The sequence below is a fragment of the Streptomyces sp. NPDC014882 genome (genome assembly GCF_043081325.1).
GTDB lineage: Bacteria > Actinomycetota > Actinomycetes > Streptomycetales > Streptomycetaceae > Streptomyces.
The window spans coordinates 649,797-667,659 of sequence record NZ_JBIBWL010000003.1 but is presented as its reverse complement, the minus strand read 5'-3'; the positions used below and the strand labels follow the sequence as shown (position 1 = coordinate 667,659).

Sequence of the window (17,863 nt, the reverse complement as noted above, 5' to 3'; positions counted from 1 at the left end):
CCCGTACACCGGGACGGGCCGCGGACAGCGGGGGGCGTGGCGGCGGGGGCCGGGCGGGGGGCCGGGACCGAACCGGGCGGAGCCGAGGCCGAACCGGCCCTGGCCAGGACCGGGCGAGGGCCAGGACCGGCCCTGGCCAGGACCGGACCGGGACCGAGTCGGGTGAGGGCCGGAACCTGGTGAGGGCCGGGCAAGGGAGAGGCTGAGGCCGGATGAGGGCCGGGCGAGGTGGGGCCGAGGCCGGATGAGGGCCTCAGTCGCGCTTGCAGATGCGGTCCAGGAGGTTCGCCGTGGCGCGCTGGACACGGGGGTCCGCGTGGCCGGGGCGGTCCAGGGCCGGGGACCAGGCGAAGGTGCCGGAGGCGAAGACCAGGGCGCCGGAGGGGGCCCGGTAGAGGGAGGTCTCCTGGTGGCGCAGGACGCCCCTGGTGTCGGTGTAGGGGGAGTGCGCGAGGAGGGTGCGCTCCTCGTGGGGCGGCAGCGGGGCGCGCGGGAAGTAGCGGTCGGCCTCGCCCGCGACCAGGCCGTCGATGCCGTCGCCCTCGTGCGCGCCGGTCGCCTCCCACAGCCAGTGGCCGGCGTTGCGCACGATCAGGGGGTGGGGTTCGGGGACCCGGCCCGCGTACTGGATGCCCACCAGCTGCTGTTCGGCGCGGTCGATCTCGCGCCACAGCACGGACCTGCCGGGACCCTTGCGCTTCCGGCAGGTCAGCAGGCGGTCGGGGGCGCCGGACGGGGAGGGGCCCAGCTCCACCTGCCAGTACAGGGTGTTGGCGGAGAGGAACACCAGCGAGGTGCCGCTGTCGCGGGCGAGTTCCACGGTGCGGCGCATGGCCGTCGACCAGTACTCGTCGTGGCCGGGGAAGACCAGGCCGCGGTAGCGGGTGGGCCGGACGTGACCGGCGTGCAGGTCGCGGGCGTCGGCGTAGGCGAGGTCGTAGCCGTAGCGCTCGGCCCAGCGGATGAAGTCGTAGGCGTGGCCGACGTGCAGGGGGAGGCCGGCGCCCGCGTACGGCCGGTCGAAGGAGACGGTCGTCGCGGCGTCGGCCTCGCCGAGGAGACGGCCGTCCTCGTCCCAGGCGTGGTAGAGGCTGGCGCCGGTGCGGCCGTCCTCCGGGTAGAGGTTGTAGGCCTGCCAGGTGATGTCGGGGAGCAGCAGGAGGAGGTCGGCGGGGCGGTCGTCGCGGACGGTGAACGGGATGTGGGAGCGGTAGCCGTCGGTGGTGGTGAGGACGGCGACGTACGCCCCGGCGTTCCAGTACGACGGGACCTGGAGGCGCCACGACAGCCACCAGTGGTGGCAGGAGACCGTGCGGTCGGCCGTCAGGGGCGGGGGCTGGACGATGCCGGAGAGGCGGGGACTGGTGGTGATCCTGGCCGCGCCGTCACCGTCGTAATGGCCGATGCGGTAGACGTCGACGCTGAACTCCTGGGGCGGGTCGACCGTGACGTGGAAGTCGACGGCCTCGCCCGGGGCGACCGCGCCGGTGGAGGCGAAGCCCTTGATCTGACGGCGGACGTCGTCGGCGGAGCGGGGGCCTCCGCCGGAACGGGGGGACGGGATCCGGGGGGCCCGGTCCGGGGTGGCGGCGGGGGCCGGGTCGACGTACCAGGGGACGACCTGGCCGGTGTCGTCGAAGCAGGTCTCGCTGCCGCGCAGCCACGGGAGGGGTCCCTGGCCGAAGGGATCCGTCACGGCGTGCGCAGGCGCTCCCGATTCCCACCGGCGGATGTGCTCGTGTCCCATGGTGCTTCCCTCCCTCTGCCCCCCGTGTCGCCGGTGTCGCCGGTGCGTGCGGCTGCGCGCGTGCGGCCTGTTCGCGTGCGGTGCGGACACGGCCGTGCGGGTGCCGGGCGGGTGCCCGTGGCCGGCAGGCGGTGGCGCCCGGGCGTGCGCGCAGCCGGGTGTACGGGCGTGCCTGGTTGCTCGTGTCCTGCCCATGGCGTGGCGCGGTGCGGCGTCGGGCGCGTGGTGCGGTTGTCCTGTGCCGCCGGCGCTTGCCCTGAGCGGGATCGGTCCCAGCACATCACACGACGCCCGCGGATGGTCACCGTTCGTCGCGAATTGGCTGAAAGTGGAACTAAACGCTCCGCGACGGACGGCGGGCGGCCGCCGCGGACGGCGCCCCTCTCAACCGAGGCGTACGGGCTTCTCCGGGCGTATGCCCGCGTCCACCAGCCAGGTGCGCAGCGGGACCGCGTCACCGTCCTCGACCAGGCTCAGCACGCGGGGCGTCAGGTCGCTCACGCGCTCGCCGTCGACCAGGAGGGTCGGGCCGTCGAGCCAGTCCAGGCCGGGGGTGGCGCCCACGGTGTCCATCGCGGCGCAGCAGACCATCGCCGTGACGTGGTCGGCGAGCAGTTCGCGGTCGGTGCGCGGGGGCTGCAGGGGGAAGAGCGGGAGCGCCCGGTCGTCCCAGAGCGCGGCCCCGGTCTCCTGGCCGGCCGGCCGCCCTCCCGCCGCCGACGCCGTGCCCTCGGCCTCCTCGCGGGCGACCTCGGCCCCGAGGCGGGTGGCCAGGGTGAGGCTGCGGGGGTTCCGGGGGAACTCGTCGTCCTCGTCCGCGTCGTCGAAGGGGGTGCGGGAGGCGGGGGCCGGCCGGCCGTCCCGGGCGGGGCCGGTGAGGTGGTCCAGCACGCGCTCCAGCGTGGGGCCGTTCGCGGCCGGGGCGGTGCGGCGCACGCCCAGGGCGTCCAGCACGCGGTGGAGACGAGCCGCGTCGGTACGCCACCTGCGGTCCACGACCTCGTCCGGATACTCCTGCCAGGTGACCGGGGACCAGTCGGGGCCGGTCTCGGCCGGACCGCCGTGGAAGAGGCGGGCGGCGAGGAGGGAGGTGGCCTCGTCGACCACGCCGGGCTCCTCCAGCAGATCGCAGGCGGGGCGCTCGCCCAGCCGGGAGGTGAAGCCCTCGGCCAGGCGGTCGCGCCGGGACAGCTCGGTGAGGGCGGCGACCACCCCGACGTCGAGCCGGGAGGGCCAGCGGCCCATCCGCCAGGCGGGCAGCGCCACGCGGGTGAGGAGCCGGTCCCAGCCGGCGTACGCGAGCCCGACCTGCTCCTGGGCGACGATCCGCAGCCCGTAGTCGACGGTCTGGGCGCGGTCGGCAGCCGCCGCGGCCACCCCGCGCTCCATCTCCGCCGCGTGCGCCTGGCAGCTCCGCAGCAGCAGGCGGGCGACCCGGCCGATGCCCGCGCCGAGGAGCCGCGCGCCGGGGCCCCGGCCACGGTCGGCCGAGGCGGCCACCGCGGCGTCCAGCCCGCGCACGAAGCGCCGGGCCGCCGCTATGTCCGGGTGCGCCGAAGGACCCGTACCGGCGACGACCGGTGCGAGGACGGCGCGCAGCTCGCCCACCCGCATCCACCACAGGAACGGGGAGCCGATGACGAGGACCGGCGCCGTCGTCGTACGGCCGTGGGGATGGTCGCCGGGACCGGCCGTCTCGTCGCGCGGGCGGGGCGCGGGCGGGCCGTGGGCCGGGTGGGTGCGGTCCTCCAGCCAGCTGTCGCAGTCCGGGGTGAGCGCTATCGCGGAGGGCGCGGGGACGTCGAGACGGTCGGCGAGGTCGCGCACCAGCCGGTACAGATCGGGGGCCGCGCTCTCGGCGATCGCGACCGTGGGGGTGACGGCGGGCCGGGCCCGGGCGACGACCAGGGCGATCACCGCGGCGACCAGCAGCACGAGGACCGCGAACACGGACGTCGCCCAGCGGGCGGTGTCCCAGCCGCGGCCCACGAAGTGGCCGCTGGAACCGCCCGCGAACAGGATCACCGCCGCCGCCGCGGGCAGCAGCGCGACGGCCAGCGCCCGGCTGCGGACCCGCAGCACGGCCAGCGCCCTCGCCCGCGCCCCCTGGGCGCGCGCCTCCACTCCGATACCGGTCACGCCGGACCCCACCCCCTCCCCTCGGTGCAGGCCGTCCCGGCTCTCCTGGTCTTGCTCACTCCCCCACTGTGGCAGTCGTCACCGACATCGCAATGCCGGTGGGCCAAGTGCCGGAACGCCTGCGCCGCACCATAGTTGGCGCGTCGGCCGCCGTCAGCCGGATGGCAGAGCGCTCACCCGATGGAATGGCTTTGGGGAAAGGTGCACGTCCGCGGGCACGGAACAGGCCCCGGATCCGACGGACGTTCCCGTCCTGGATCCGGGGCCTGGAGGTGCCTGCCGGGAGCCGCGCGCCCGCCGTGGATCAGCTCGCCCCGGCCGCCGCCTTCGCCGCGATGTCCGTACGGTGCAGGGAGCCGTCCAGGCCGATGCGCGCGACCGCCCGGTACGCCCGTTCCCGGGCCTGGGCGAGGTCCGCGCCGGTCGCCGTGACGGACAGGACGCGGCCGCCCGCGCTGACCACCGTGTCGCCTTCGCGCCGGGTGCCGGCGTGCAGCACGTACGCGTGCGGGGCGTCCTTCGCGGCCACCTCGTCGAGGCCGGTGACCGGGTCGCCGGTGCGCGGGGTGCCGGGGTAGTTGTGCGAGGCCACGACCACGGTGACGGCCGCCTCGTCGCTCCAGCGCAGGGGCGGCAGGTCGGCGAGGTCGCCGGTGGCGGCGGCCATCAGCACGCCGGCCAGCGGGGTCTTCAGACGGGCCAGGACGACCTGGGTCTCGGGGTCGCCGAAGCGGGCGTTGAACTCGATGACCCGCACGCCGCGACCGGTGATGGCGAGTCCGGCGTAGAGCAGGCCCGAGAACGGGGTGCCGCGGCGGCGCATCTCGTCGACGGTGGGCTGGAGGACGGTCTCCATCACCTCGTCGACCAGCTTGGGGTCGGCCCAGGGCAGCGGGGAGTACGCGCCCATGCCGCCGGTGTTCGGGCCCTCGTCGCCGTCGAGGGCGCGCTTGAAGTCCTGGGCGGGCCGCAGCGGGACGACCGTCTCGCCGTCGGTGACGGCGAAGAGGGAGACCTCGGGGCCGTCGAGGAACTCCTCGACGACCACGCGGTCGCAGGCGGCGGCGTGCGCCTTGGCGACCTCCAGGTCGGCGGTCACGACGACGCCCTTGCCGGCGGCCAGGCCGTCGTCCTTGACGACGTAGGGCGCGCCGAAGGCGTCGAGGGCGGCGGCGGCCTCGGCGGGCGTGGTGCAGACGTAGGAGCGGGCCGTCGGCACACCGGCCGCGGCCATCACGTCCTTCGCGAACGCCTTGGACCCCTCCAGCCGGGCGGCCTCCTCGGAGGGGCCGAACACCGGGATGCCCGCCGCGCGCACGGCGTCGGCGACCCCGGCGACCAGGGGAGCCTCCGGTCCCACGATCACGAGCTGCGCGCCCAGCTCGGTGGCCAGCGCGGACACGGCCCGGCCGTCCAGGGCGTCGACCGGGTGCAGCTCGGCGACCTCGCCGATGCCGGCGTTGCCGGGGGCGCAGTGCAGCGCGGTGACCGCGGGGTCGAGGGACAGTGAGCGGCACAGGGCGTGTTCGCGGGCGCCGCTGCCGATGACGAGGACGTTCACGGGATCAGCCTAACCGGCCCGGCTCCGGCCGCTTGTGCGGGCTTCCGAAGGACGGGAGGCAGGACGTTCGTAGGTTTCTCCGAAGCGGGGCCGTGAGCTGGGGCGACCGTGGGGCGCGGCGCCCTGCCGACCGGATGCCCTGCATGCCGGACGCCCTGCATGCCGGTGCGCCCGTGGGTCGGGTGGCCGTGACCGCGGGTGGCCTGGGCCGCGGGTGGCCGCCCTGGGGGCGGTTGCCGTCTCCCGGGCGGCGGGCGCGCCCGCTACTCGTTGGTGAACTCGTCCACGACGGTCGCCCCCAGCTCACGCACGATCAGGTCGTGCCCGGAGAGGGCCGACTCGTTGAGGTCGGGGTCGTCGTCCTCGGGGATGTCGTCCTCGATGGCGACGTGCTCGGGGGCGGCGGGCCGGGGTCTCGCGGCCGCGTGGGCGGAGGGCGGGGGCGGGGCCGACCGGGCCTGCGGGGGGCCGGAGGGGGAGGAGGCGTTCGGGGTGCGGGGGGCCGACATGCCGCCGCCCGCACCGGCTCCGGGTGCCGGGGCGGGGGCTCCGTAGCCACCACCGTGACCGCCTGGGCCGGGCGGGGCCGGGGGACCGCCGAAGCCGCCGGCCGCCGGGGGCGCGGAGCCGCCACCGGACGGGTCGACGAGCGCGTCGATCTTCCAGTGGACGTTGAACTGCTCGGCCAGCGCCTGCCGCAGCACCTCCTCGCTTCCGCTGCCGGCGAAGTTGTCGCGGGCGCCGGAGTTGACGAAGGCGATCTGGAGCGTGGTGCCGTCGAAGCCCGCGACCTGGGCGTTCTGGCTGAGGAGGATCCAGGTGAAGCGGCGGCGGTTCTTGACCGCCTCCAGGATGTCGGGCCAGAGCGTGCGGGGGTCGGGGCCACCACCGGGCGGGGCGTAGGCGGCGGCCGTCGGAGCGGATGCGGATGCGGCCGGCGCCGGGGCGGAGGCGGCGGCCGGGGCGGGCGCCGGAGGGCGGCCGCCGCCCGCGGGCGTCGCGGTGGGCCAGCCGCCGGGCCTGCGACCGCTGCCGGCGGCGCTGGCGGTGGGCCAGGCGCCGGGGCTCGCCGGGGCAGGGGCGGCCGGGGCCGGGGCCGGAGCGGGTGCCGCGGGGGCCTGCGGGGGCGAAGGGGGCGTCCGAGGAACCTGGGGCGCATGAGCGGGAGGACCCGCCGGACCACTCGGAACCGCGGGGGCACTCGGCACCGCCGGATCATTCGGCACCGCCGGAGCACCCGGCGTACCCGGCACCGCCGAGCCGCGTACCGCGGCGCGGGCGGCCGCCGCGCCACCGCCCGGCGGGACGGGGGCGGCGGGCGGCGGGACGGGGGCGCCGTACGGGGCCGGTGCGGCCGCCGCGTGGGCCTCCGCCCCGGGGGCGTACCCCATGGCGGGCATTCCGGCGGGGGCCGAGCCCGCGGAGAAGTTCACGCCGCGCTCGATCCGGTCGAGGCGGGCCATCACCGACCGCTCGTCGCCGTAGGCGGCCGGGAGCAGGACGCGGGCGCAGATCAGCTCGAGCTGGAGGCGGGGCGAGTGGGCGCCGCGCATCTCGGTGAGGCCCTGGTTGACGAGGTCGGCGGCGCGGCTCAGCTCGGCGGCGCCGAAGACTCCCGCCTGGGCCTGCATCCGCTCGATGACGTCGGAGGGGGCGTCGATGAGCCCCTTCTCGGCGGCGTCCGGGACCGCGGCGAGGATGACGAGGTCCCGCAGCCGCTCGAGCAGGTCGGCGACGAACCGCCGCGGGTCGTTGCCCCCCTCGATGATCCGGTCCACGACCTCGAAGGCGGCGGCCCCGTCCCCGGTGGCGAACGACTCGACGACGGAGTCGAGCAGCGAACCGTCCGTGTACCCGAGGAGGGAGGTGGCCATGGCGTACGTCACACCGGCCTCGCCGGCGCCCGCGAGGAGCTGGTCCATGACGGACATGGAGTCACGCACGGAGCCGGCGCCGGAGCGCACGACGAGCGGCAGGACGCCCTCCTCGACGGGGATGTCCTCCTTCCGGCACACCTCGCCGAGGTACTCCCGCAGCGTGCCGGGCGGCACGAGGCGGAAGGGGTAGTGGTGCGTCCGGGACCGGATGGTGCCGATGACCTTCTCGGGCTCGGTGGTGGCGAAGATGAACTTGAGATGCTCCGGCGGCTCCTCGACGACCTTGAGCAGCGCGTTGAAACCGGCCGACGTGACCATGTGGGCCTCGTCGATGATGTAGATCTTGTAACGGCTTCCCGCGGGCCCGAAGAAGGCCTTCTCCCGCAGGTCACGGGCGTCGTCCACACCACCGTGCGACGCGGCGTCGATCTCGATGACGTCGATGGAGCCGGGGCCGGTGCGCGCCAGGTCCCGGCAGGACTGGCACTCGCCGCACGGCGTGGGCGTGGGGCCCTTCTCGCAGTTCAGGCAGCGGGCCAGGATGCGCGCGCTGGTCGTCTTGCCGCATCCGCGCGGTCCGCTGAACAGGTACGCGTGATTGACCCGGTTGTTCCGCAGCGCCTGCTGCAACGGGTCGGTGACATGCTCCTGCCCGATGACCTCGGCGAACGACTCCGGGCGATAGCGGCGGTACAGCGCGAGAGACGACACGCATACGAGGTTATAGGCGCCCACCGACAACCGGCCCCGCCCCGGAACGCGAGCGCCCCCCACGCACCCGCCAGAGCCGACCTACCCTTGCTGCCTTCCGGCCCTGGGGGAGTTCAGTCAGATAGCGCCGCGTGAGGGGCTGCGCCCACAGTACCCGATGCCGACGGGAGGGAACGAGTTCGCGAGCACTCCTCAACGTCTTGTATTGTTTGCCGCGGAGGATTCGCCTAGAGGCCTAGGGCGCACGCTTGGAAAGCGTGTTGGGGGCAACCCCTCACGAGTTCGAATCTCGTATCCTCCGCCAGTGCCTCACCGGGCACGATGTCGAAGGGCCCCACCGTTCGCGGTGGGGCCCTTCGACGTTGTCCGTCCCGGTTTCCGCGGTCGGGACTTTCGCGCCGCGGTCGGAGCGGGCCGCGGGCAGGGGTGGGGCTCGGGCAGGGACGGGCCGTGAGCAGGGGTGGGCCGTGAGCCGTGGGCACCCTCTGGGGGGAACCTCCTCCCGTGTGGCACCCGTTGGTCACGGGGGTGCGCCATTCTTGGGGCCGGCGCCGGGACGGTGGCGCCGTTGTGACGGTTCCTGGTTCGACGAGGTGCATTCCGCGTGAAGTCCGGTTCGACGCTGACGACATGGCTGAGCGGCCTCGACGGTTCCCGTCTGGCACGCGTGCTCGGAGCGCGGAGGGACGCCATGGCCCCTCCGGAGCCGCGCACGGTGGGGGAACTGGCGGACCGCCTACAGCGCCCGGGGTCGGTGGCCCTGTCCCTGCGGCGGCTCGCGCTGCCGCACTTCCAGGTGGCCGAGGCGCTCGTGGCGCTGGGCGCGCCCGCGTCGCGCGCTGCCCTGGGAGAACTGCTGGGGGCGGCGGACGGGGAAGCCGCTCGGGACCTGGACGCCGTGCTGGAGGCGCTGGCCGATCACGCCCTGGCCTGGCCGGACGGCGCGGGTGATCTCCACGTGGCCGGATCGCTGCACCAGGTGTGGGACGCGCCCCTGGGACTGGACGCTCCGCTGGAGGAGCTGCTCGCGGACACGACCTCCGAGGAGCTGCGCGGCATGCTGGCGGCACTGGGCGTCAGGCCGCCGGGTGTCAAGCAGCAGCGGCTGGCCGCGCTGGTGGACCACCACAGCGACCCGGAACAGGTGGTCTCCGTGATCGCCGGCGCCCCCGAGGCGGCCCGCGAACTGCTCGAACGCCGGGCGGCGGGTACGCCGGGGCAGCCGCGGTCCGCCGTGTTCGGCACCGCCGGCGACGGCCTCGAACCGGGAGAACGATGGGCGCTGGAGCGGGGGTTCCTGGTCCAGGACCGTTACTACTACGGCCCGTCGCGGATGCCGGCCGAGGTGGCGCTCGCGCTGCGCGGGCCGGGCCGGCACGCCCCGTTCGACCCCGTTCCGCCTTCCACGCGCTGCGCGCCCGTCACCTCGCGGGAGGTGGACCACGAGGCGTCCGCCGCGGCCACGGCGTTCGCGTCCCGTGCCGTCTCGGTCCTGTCGGTCTGCTCGGCGACCGCTCCGGTCCGGCTGAAGTCCGGTGGGATCGGTGCGCGTGAACTGGCCCGGATCGGCAGGGCCGCGCAGGCCGACGACGCCGTCGTACGCCTCGTTCTCGAGACCGCGCACGCCGCCGGGCTGATGAGCCCGGACGGCGAGCGCGTGATGCCCACCGAGGCGTACGACGCCTGGACGCAGCAGGAGCCCCCGGAGCAGTTCGCCGTCCTGCTCCGGGCATGGCGGGACCTGCCGCTCACCCCGGCCCAGGCGCGCGACGAGGACGGCAAGGCCCTTCCCGCTCTCGCGGGAGCACCCCCGTGCAACGGCTGCGTACAGGCCCGCCACGGGCTGTTGGCCGCGGCCGAACGGCTCCCGGCCGGGCAGGGCGCGACGGTCGCCTCGGAGCTGGGCTCCCTCGTCACCTGGCACCGCCCGCTCGCCCATCCGTCGCCCACGGACGGCACACCGTTCGCCACCGTGATCCGTGAGGCCGAGCTCCTCGGCGTGCTCGTGCGCGGCGCCCTGTCCGCCCTCGGCGTCCACCTGTGGACCGGTGACACGGAGTCGCTGGACTTCGAGTGCCGGCGGCTGCTGCCCCCGGCCACCACGACGGCGCGGATCGGCGCCGACCTCACCGCCGTCGTCACCGGCACACCGTCCGCGCGGCTGGCCTCGCTCCTGGACTCCGTCGCCGACCGGGAGACCAGCGGCACGGCATCGGTGTGGCGGTTCAGCGCCGGCAGCATCCGCCGGGCGCTGGACGCCGGCCTCGTCCGCGACGACATCACGGCCGACCTGGCCGCTGTCGCCGCCGGGCCCCTGCCCCAGCCGCTGTCCTACCTGATCGCCGACGTCGCACGCGGCCACGGGCGCGTGCGCGTCTCGCCCGCCGCCTGCGTCGTCCACGGCGCCGAGCCCGCCCTCCTGGCCGAACTCGCCGCCCACCGCAGGCTCGCCAAGCTCGGGCTGCGGCAGCTGGCGCCGACGGTGCTGGTCAGCCGCAGCCCGCTCGACGCGACCCTCGCCGCGCTCCGCGCCGAGGGGTACGCGCCCGTCGCCGAGACGGCCGAGGGCACGGTACGGATCGAGAGAGCCTGGTCCCCGCAGGCCGCCGCTCCGGTGCCGGCTCCGCGCGGCACCGGCACGCCGTCCGGTGGCCGGATCGCCGCCGCAGGCGGGGTGAACACGTCCGCCCCCGTAGACCCGGGCGCCTTGGCTCTCCAGTTGTTGAAGGCCCCGCCGACGCTTCCCGATCCCGCGCCGCTCGCCGGCGGAAGGCCCTTCGCCACGGACACCGAGGAGATCGTCTCAGGATGGGCGAAGCACCTGCCGTACAGCGACGTCCGCCAGCTCGCCCACGCCATCGACACCGGCGGGCCCATCACCGTCGAGTACGTCGCCGCCTCGGGGAACCGGACGGTGCGCACCCTCAGCCACCTCGATCTCGACCCGCCCTACCTCGAAGCCTGGTGCCATCTGCGGGACGACGGGCGCGTCTTCACCCTCTCCCGCGTCCACGGCGTCATGGGTCTCGTGCCCGAATGACGGGATACCGGGATGACGAATAACGAGTGACGGGTGACGGGTGACGGGATGGCTGAACGAGCGAACGACCGCATGGCCTTCACCGCGGTCTCCTGGGACGCGCCCACGCCCGAGCCGTACGGGCGGCCGGAGCAGGCGCCGAACCTGAAGGACGTTCTGGGCACGCCGTCCCTCGGCGGCGGCGCCCCCGTCACCGCGCAGGGCGCCCCGGTCGCGGGCACCGGTGTCGCCGGTGCCTCCTCCGGCGAGCGGTCCGGACGAGAGGTTCGCGCGGACCGGGAGCGCGGCGCTCGGCCGCTGCCCCGCACCGGTACCCGTCCCCGCACCGGTCCGCGCGGACACCGGCGTCGTCCCCGTGCCCGGCGCCCCGCTCAGCGGCTGATGCGCACCGGCTTCGTCTCCGTCACCTGGTCGATCTCCGAGGCGCGCACGGTCACGCTCATCTCCCAGGTGCCGGGGAGGGGCAGGTTGACGGCGTCGGCGGCCCAGTAGCCGCCCCGGTCGGTGAGTTTCGCGTCGAGCGGGCCGATGTCCTGGCCGGGGAGGCTGAAGGACATGCGCAGTTCGGGGACGCCGGCGAAGCCGCCGTCGGGGCCGTAGACCACGGCCTGCACCGCGTTCTCGCCGACCCGGCCCGGATCGAGGGTGATCTGCACACTGCCGCGCGCGCCGGGGGCACCCGGGGCGCTCATGTCGAAGGGGACCGTGGTCACGGAGGCGGCGGACAGCCCGATCGACTGCTCGGAGGCCGCCGCCTCCGCCTCCGCACGGCCGGGGAGGGTGCCCGTCAGCACGGTCGTGAGCCCGAGGACGACGACGGAGACGGCGACCTCCGCGAGGACGGACCGGCGCAGGGCACGGCGGTGGGCGTCCTCGGCTGGGGTGGGGGGCGGGGGGAGAGGGGCGCCGTCGTGGGGCGGGGGTCCTTCCGGCGGGGCCGGGGCCCGCGCGGGCGTCCGCACGGACACCTCCTCCTTCGCCGGAGCGCCGACCGTCGCCGCCACCCTCACCTCCGCCGTGGTCCTCACCCCGGCCTCCGCCTTCGTCTCCGCCTCCGCCATCGTCTCTGTCCCCGTCCCCGTCTCCTTCTCGTTCTCCTTCTCCATCGGTGTCTCCCTCTCCTTCACCGTCCCCTTCTCGTCGTCCTCGTCGTCCTTCGGCTCGACCCTCGCCCCGCTCTCCCCCGCATCCGGCGTCTCCGCCCCCCACACGCCCGTGCGCGGTGCCTCCGCTCTCACCAGCCGTCCCGTCCACCGCCTCGACCAGGCGCCCGCCAGGAGCAGCAGGCCCACCGCCCCCAGCTTGGCCAGGAGGGTCCGGCCGTACGCCGTGTCCGTCAGGGCGTCGAGGGTGCCGAGGCCGCGCCAGGCCTGGTAGGCGCCGGTCACCGCGAGGACGGCGACCGAGGTGGCGGCGAGCCGGGAGAAGCGGGCGGCCGTGGCGGCCGGGAGGGTGCCGTGGCGGAGCAGGGTGAGCAGGGCGGTGAGGCCGCCGAACCACACCGCCATGGCCAGCAGGTGCAGTACCGAGGAGGCCATCGCGGCCGGGACCTGGACGCCGGCCGAGGCGTGTTCGGCCGCGGCCCAGGTCAGGCCGAGGCCCACGGCCAGGACGAGGCCGGTGGCGCGGGTCGCCCGGGTGGGCCGTTCGCGGCCGCGTTGCCGCAGCAGCAGGACGGCGGCCCCGGCCAGCAGGAGCAGCCGGGCGGCCAGGGCGATGCCGGGCCGGCCGGAGAGGGTCCGGGCGAGGCCGGAGGGGTCGAGGGCCTCGGCGGGGCCGGCGCCGGTCTCGTAGGGGGAGCGCAGCAGGAGCAGCAGGACCGTCGACGCGGTGAACGTCCACCAGCCGGCCACGAGGAGTCCGCGCAGCGGGCGGACGTCCGGCGGGCGGCACAGCGCGACGAAGGCGGCCGTGCCGATGAGCAGGGCGGCGGCGCCGTACGCCAGCCAGCGGCCGAGCTTGTGCAGGCCCGCGGTGGCCGCATCGTCGATGGCGCCGCCGGGGCCGCCGGGGAGGGCGGCCGGGGTCGGGGAGGGCGCGCCGATCGAGAACGTGAAGGCGCCGGCGATGGGGTGGCTGTCCGCCGACACGACCCGCCAGGCCACGGTGAAGGTGCCGGTCCCGAGCCGGGCCGGGAGGGTGACGCGGACGGTGTCGGACCTGCCGTCGGCGTGCTGCGGCTCGCCCGTCCGGACGCGCCCGTTGCGGGGGTCGAAGACGCGGAAGCCGTCGTCGATCAGGCCGACGGACTCGGTGAAGGTCAGGGTGATGCCGCGGGGGGCGGTCGCGAGGACGGACCCGTCGGCGGGGTCGGCGTCGCGGAGGGCGGCGTGGGCCGACGCCTGGCCGGCGCCGCCGAGGAGGAGCAGGACCAGGGCGGTGCCGAGCAGCACCAGCCCCCGCCACCCCCGGACGCCGCCTCCGCCCCGGACGCCGCCGTACCGGCCGTCGCGTGCACCGCGCCGTCGCCCGCCGTCCTGCCCGACGGCCACGTCACCGCGCCCTCGCCCGCCGTCGGGTCCGCCCGCGTCACCGCGCCGGCTCACGCCACCACGCCCCTCGTCCACGTCACCGCTCCGTACCTCGGACTGGGCTCCCGTGCCCGGAGGTAGGTACGGACCGCGGGGCCGTCCTGCTCACCACGCCGGGCGGGCCGACACCCCGCCGTCCACCACCAGGTCGTGTCCGGTGATCCAGGAGGCGAGCGGGGAGGCGAGGAAGACACAGGCGTCGCCCACGTCCTCGGGGCGGCCGAGCCGGCCGACGGCGACCGCCTCGCGCCAGCGGCGTACGCCCTCGGGCCAGGCGTCGGCCAGGCCCTCCCGGTCGATCAGGCCGGGCGAGACGGAGTTGACGCGGATGCCGTGGGGGCCGTACTCGCGCGCCGCTGCTCGGGCGTGCAGGACGACCGCGGCCTTGGAGGCGGCGTAGTGGGCGTGGCCCTCGGGGGGCGCCGCCGCCTCCACCGAGGCGATGTGGGTGACCGTGCCGCCGTCATGGGCCCGCATGACCTCGGCGGCGGCCTGGGTGCAGGCGAAGACGCTGGTCAGGTTGGTGTCGACGACCTCGCGCCAGTCGGCCGCCGTCATGCCGGGCAGGGGGTGCACGGGCTGCACGCCGGCGTTGTTGACGAGACTGGTCAGTCGTCCCCCGGTCCGTCCCGCGACCCGTTCCCCGGCCCATTCGGCGGCCTCCCGGACGAGCCGCCGGCACTCCTCCTCGTTCCGCAGATCGGCCCGGAGGACGACGGCCCGGCCCCCCGCCCCCGTGATCTCGGCGGCGACGGCCCGCGCCGCCCGCACCGCCGTACGGCAGTGCAGGGCCACCGCCGCGCCCTCCTGGGCGAAGCGCAGCGCGATGCCGCGGCCGAGGACGCCGCCCGCACCCGTGATCAGGGCCGTCCGGCCCGCCAGCAAGGTCATGGGCGGCACAGTCGCGCGATGTGGCCGGCCCGGTCCGGGTGACGCGCCGTCAGGACGGCGGCGTCGCCGTGCTCGTAGGCCGCGTGGGTGAAGCCGGGGGCCATGGTGCAGCCGAAGAGGGCCCAGGCGCCGCCGGGCGCCACCCGCGCGCCCATCCAGGTGCGCGCGGGGACGGTGAGCTGCGGGTGCTGGCCGCCGAGGACGTCCGGGCCGAGCACGGCCGTGCGGGAGGTGCCGTCGGGGGCGAGGAGCAGCATGTCCAGCGGGTCGCCGAGGTAGAAGTGCCAGACCTCGTCGCCGGGGAGGCGGTGCAGGGCGGAGAAGTCGTCCGCGGTGAGCAGGGCGACGATCGCGGTTCCGGCGGGGGTGCCGTCCGGCAGCGCGGGTCCGGTCCAGGTACGGCGGAACAGGCCGCCCTCGCGGGGGATCGGCTCCAGACCGTAGTGGGCGACGAGGTCCTCCGGGGTCACCCGGGGAAGGCTACCTCCCGCCGGAGGAAGGCGAGCCGGGCCGTCTTCTCCGGCAGGTACACGTCCGGCAGGTCGATCTCCGGGAGGGTGACCACCGGTCCGGCCTCGAAGCCCTGGCGGAGGAAGCGGGCGAGGGCCTTCTCGTTGCGCACGTCCGGGTCGACCACCACCCGCCGCCGGTCCCTCCCCACCAGCACGTACGACGCGAACACGCCCATCAGCGCCGACGACCAGCCCGGCCGCGCGCCCCCCTCTCCGGCGGGCGCGAGCAGCACGTGCACGCCGATGTCCCCGGGCTCGACCTCGTAGCACTCGCCGACCCGGTCCTGCGACGGCTCGTACGTCTGGAGCACGGCGACGGGCTCGCCGTCCAGCTCGGCGAGGAAGGCGTGGTGGGTGTCGAGGCCGGCCATGTGGGCGTAGACGTCGGCGACCTGGTCCTCGGTCAGGCCGTTCATGCCCCAGAACACGGCCCGTTCCTCGCTCACCCAGCCGTGCACGACCGCCGCGTCGGCCTCGGCGTCGAGGGGCCGGATGCGGACGGTGCCGAAGCCCTCGGCCTCCTGCACGTGGACGTAGGGGGCGTTCGCGTCAGTCATCGTTCTCCTTCGTCAGGTGCGCCCAGTCGGTGACGACCGGGGCCAGCTCGCCCGTGAGCCAGAGGGGAAGCTGATCGTCGTGGTGAGGGCTGTCGGGTCGGCCGGAGGCGCCGTGGGGCACGATCCAGCGGCTGTCCTCGCGGCGGGCCAGGTCCCAGACGTAGCGGGCGGCCGGGCCGCGGGCGGCGAGGTCGGTCCAGCCGGGCACGGCGGAGGTGCACAGCACGCAGTCGTGGTCGCCGGAGAGGGCGGGCTCCTCCCGGGAGGGGTCGGGCAGGGCCCGCCACGGGGCGAGGCGGTGGGTGTCGCCCCAGCGGGCGTCCGGCTGCCCGGCGACCTCCTCGAGTGCCTCCCGCACCAGCTTCGGCCGGTCGATGCCGTACAGCTCCTCGGCGCGCAGGAGGTGTTCGAGGGCGTAGCCGACGCGGGGGACGAGGGCCAGCCAGGGCAGGAGGACCTCGGGGTAGGCGGGCGGGGTGGTGAGCGCGGCGAAGGCGGGCTCGGCGGCGAGGCGGCGCACGAGCGCGCCGCGCACGGCGGCGAACCCGGCCGCTTCCCGGCTGTCCGCGTCCATGTGGCGGTCCCAGCGCAGGAGCCGCGCCCGCAGGCCGGCCGCCGCGGGGGTCAGGCCGTCGAGGGCGGCCAGGTGGTCCAGCAGGGGCGCGGCGGAGGCGAGGTGGGTGTCGGTGTGGATGGCCCGCATGTCGGACGACGACCACCGGCGGCGCCGGCCGAGCAGGGCGCGGATGCGGTCGGCGCGGTGCGGCGGGGCGAACTCGACGCCCAGGACGGCGGCCGGCCCGCGCTGGTTGGCCATGACGGCGACGCCGTCGGTGAGTCCGGCGCGGGGCATCTCGTGCCAGCCGGTCCACTCGTGGCCGGGCTCCCAGGCGGGCACCGTGCGGGTGCGGTTGGCCCGCGCGCGCACGGGCACGCGGCCCGCGACCCGGTGCAGCAGGCCGCCCTCGGTGTCGGCGGCCTGGACGACGTTGACCGGCTCGGCCCACAGGTCGAGGGCGCGGTCGACGTCGGCGACCCGGCGGGCCCGCAGCAGGGGGAGCAGGGCGGAGAAGCCGAGGTCGCCGGTGACGCGGGGCGGGTGGCGCAGGGCGAGCGCGAGGGGGGCGCCGTCGTCGGTGCCGCCGGGACTCCCGCCGTCGAGGCCCTCGGGGCCGCCCGCGATCACCGGGCCGCGTCCGGTCTCCAGCACCTCGACCTCGACGCTCTCCTCCCCCGCCACCCGGACGAGTTCGGTGTGCCGGGCGACCCGTTGCCAGGTGCCGTCCGGGCCGAGCGCCTCGACGCCCGCGCCGGTGCGGCGCAGGCGTTCGCGGTAGAGGTCCTGGTAGTCGGCCATGGCGTTGGTGATGGCCCAGGCGACCGTGCCGGTGTGCCCGAAGTGGGCGATGCCGGGGACGCCGGGGACGGCGAGTCCGACGACGTCGAACTCGTCGCAGGCCAGCCGGATCTGCTGGTAGACGCCGGGGTCCTCGACGAAGCGGTGCGGGTCGCCGGCGAGGACGGCCCGGCCGGTGACCGTGCGGTCGCCGGCGACCAGCCAGCCGTTGCTGCCGGAGGTGCCGGGCCCGTCGGTGGCGAAGAGGGCGACGGCGTCCTCGCCGAGGTGGCGGGCGGCCTCCTCGCGCCACAGTTTGGCGGGGAAGCCGGCGAACAGGATGTGGGTGGAGAGCCAGACGGCGAGCGGCGTCCAGGGCTCCCAGCGGCCGGGGGGGAGGCCGACGCGGGCGAACTCGGGGGCCGGGCGCAGGCCCTCGTTGACCCCGTCGACGTACGCCCGCACCCAGGCGGCGGTCTCCGGGTCGCTCTCCTGGAGGGCCGTGAAGCAGCGGCGGGCGGTGTCGTCGAGGCGGGCGCGGCGGACGAAGCGGTCCCAGGAAAGGGCCTCCGGGCCGAGGAAGGACGCCGAGGTGCCCCGCGCGCGGTGCCGCTCGACCTCCAGCTGCCAGGCGCGGTCGCGGGCGGTGACCCGGCCCTGGAGGCGGGCGAGGGCGTGCGCGCTGCCGGCCCGCAGGTGCGGGATGCCCCAGGCGTCCCGGTAGACCTCACCGGGCGCGGGCTCCGGCGCGGCTCCGGGCTCGGTCGCGGCACCGGCACGGGCGCCAGTACCGGCACCGGTACCGGTATCGGCACCGGTATCGGTCACGGCCCGGGCTCCTCCCTCCGTCCCGCCGTCCGTCTGCCGGGCGCCTCCGTCCGTCCCGCTCGTCACCCGGAATCCTCCTTAGATTTAGGTTAGGCTCACCTAATTAATCAGTGCAGGAATCGTACGCGAGGGG

The 17,863-nt window shown here is 76.1% G+C and carries 11 protein-coding genes, 1 tRNA gene, 1 other RNA gene and 1 pseudogene; 4 read left to right on the top strand and 10 right to left on the bottom strand.

Annotated elements, in window-relative coordinates; genetic code table 11:
* Positions 1 to 253 precede the first annotated feature (253 nt).
* From ACF09K_RS10940 to ffs, 5 genes are all read right to left on the bottom strand, one after another.
* A complete protein-coding gene (locus ACF09K_RS10940) occupies positions 254 to 1,747 on the bottom strand; it encodes a N,N-dimethylformamidase beta subunit family domain-containing protein (protein ID WP_392242347.1) in 1,494 nt (497 codons plus the stop codon).
* A gap of 384 nt (positions 1,748 to 2,131) precedes the next feature.
* On the bottom strand, positions 2,132 to 3,886 hold the full coding sequence (locus ACF09K_RS10935) for a hypothetical protein (protein ID WP_392242345.1): 1,755 nt from the start codon (positions 3,884 to 3,886) through the stop codon (positions 2,132 to 2,134).
* Positions 3,887 to 4,190: 304 nt separating this feature from the next.
* Positions 4,191 to 5,447, bottom strand: a complete 1,257-nt coding sequence (gene purD, locus ACF09K_RS10930; RefSeq protein ID WP_392242343.1) for a phosphoribosylamine--glycine ligase — start codon at positions 5,445 to 5,447, stop codon at positions 4,191 to 4,193.
* Between the two features lie 263 nt (positions 5,448 to 5,710).
* Positions 5,711 to 8,035 carry a DNA polymerase III subunit gamma and tau gene (locus tag ACF09K_RS10925; RefSeq protein WP_392242342.1) on the bottom strand — a complete coding sequence of 775 codons (2,325 nt, stop codon included), beginning with the start codon at positions 8,033 to 8,035 and terminating at the stop codon, positions 5,711 to 5,713.
* Between the two features lie 45 nt (positions 8,036 to 8,080).
* An RNA gene (ffs, locus tag ACF09K_RS10920) (signal recognition particle sRNA small type) lies at positions 8,081 to 8,179 on the bottom strand.
* A 72-nt stretch (positions 8,180 to 8,251) separates the two neighbouring features.
* On the opposite strand from ffs, the gene ACF09K_RS10915 reads away from it, so the two are divergent.
* From ACF09K_RS10915 to ACF09K_RS10905, 3 genes and pseudogenes are all read left to right on the top strand, one after another.
* Positions 8,252 to 8,339 (top strand) — tRNA-Ser (locus ACF09K_RS10915).
* 300 nt (positions 8,340 to 8,639) lie between these two features.
* A complete protein-coding gene (locus ACF09K_RS10910) occupies positions 8,640 to 11,075 on the top strand; it encodes a helicase-associated domain-containing protein (RefSeq protein WP_392242340.1) in 2,436 nt (811 codons plus the stop codon).
* 39 nt (positions 11,076 to 11,114) lie between these two features.
* Positions 11,115 to 11,373, top strand: a pseudogene (locus ACF09K_RS10905) (heme-binding protein); the annotation flags it as partial.
* Between the two features lie 73 nt (positions 11,374 to 11,446).
* Here the strand turns inward: ACF09K_RS10905 and ACF09K_RS10900 are convergent.
* Positions 11,447 to 13,468: a copper resistance CopC/CopD family protein gene (locus ACF09K_RS10900; protein ID WP_392242338.1), complete on the bottom strand. Its 2,022-nt coding sequence runs from the start codon at positions 13,466 to 13,468 to the stop codon at positions 11,447 to 11,449.
* On the opposite strand from ACF09K_RS10900, the gene ACF09K_RS10895 reads away from it, so the two are divergent.
* Positions 13,406 to 13,687: a hypothetical protein gene (locus ACF09K_RS10895; RefSeq protein ID WP_392242336.1), complete on the top strand. Its 282-nt coding sequence runs from the start codon at positions 13,406 to 13,408 to the stop codon at positions 13,685 to 13,687. The two genes, ACF09K_RS10900 and ACF09K_RS10895, sit on opposite strands and share 63 nt — an antisense overlap.
* A gap of 24 nt (positions 13,688 to 13,711) precedes the next feature.
* On the opposite strand, the gene ACF09K_RS10890 is transcribed toward ACF09K_RS10895, so the two are convergent.
* The 4 genes from ACF09K_RS10890 to ACF09K_RS10875 are packed head-to-tail and all read right to left on the bottom strand — an operon-like array spanning position 13,712 to position 17,730.
* Positions 13,712 to 14,497: an SDR family NAD(P)-dependent oxidoreductase gene (locus ACF09K_RS10890; protein ID WP_392242334.1), complete on the bottom strand. Its 786-nt coding sequence runs from the start codon at positions 14,495 to 14,497 to the stop codon at positions 13,712 to 13,714.
* A complete protein-coding gene (locus tag ACF09K_RS10885) occupies positions 14,494 to 14,967 on the bottom strand; it encodes a cupin domain-containing protein (RefSeq protein WP_392242333.1) in 474 nt (157 codons plus the stop codon). The genes ACF09K_RS10890 and ACF09K_RS10885 overlap by 4 nt, the downstream gene beginning before the upstream one ends.
* A complete protein-coding gene (locus ACF09K_RS10880) occupies positions 14,964 to 15,566 on the bottom strand; it encodes a GNAT family N-acetyltransferase (protein ID WP_392242332.1) in 603 nt (200 codons plus the stop codon). The genes ACF09K_RS10885 and ACF09K_RS10880 overlap by 4 nt, the downstream gene beginning before the upstream one ends.
* Entirely contained in the window at positions 15,559 to 17,730 is a 2,172-nt protein-coding gene (locus ACF09K_RS10875; protein ID WP_392242330.1) for a penicillin acylase family protein, read from the bottom strand. Before ACF09K_RS10875 ends, ACF09K_RS10880 begins: the two co-directional genes overlap by 8 nt.
* Between the last annotated feature and the right edge of the window lie 133 nt (positions 17,731 to 17,863).

What these genes read in the sequence shown, in the direction of transcription:
- ACF09K_RS10940 (WP_392242347.1), bottom strand. Translation starts at nt 1,747, where the DNA reads ATGGGACACGAGCACATCCGCCGGTGGGAATCGGGAGCGCCTGCGCAC.
- ACF09K_RS10890 (WP_392242334.1), bottom strand. Translation starts at nt 14,497, where the DNA reads ATGACCTTGCTGGCGGGCCGGACGGCCCTGATCACGGGTGCGGGCGGC.
- ACF09K_RS10880 (WP_392242332.1), bottom strand. Translation starts at nt 15,566, where the DNA reads ATGACTGACGCGAACGCCCCCTACGTCCACGTGCAGGAGGCCGAGGGC.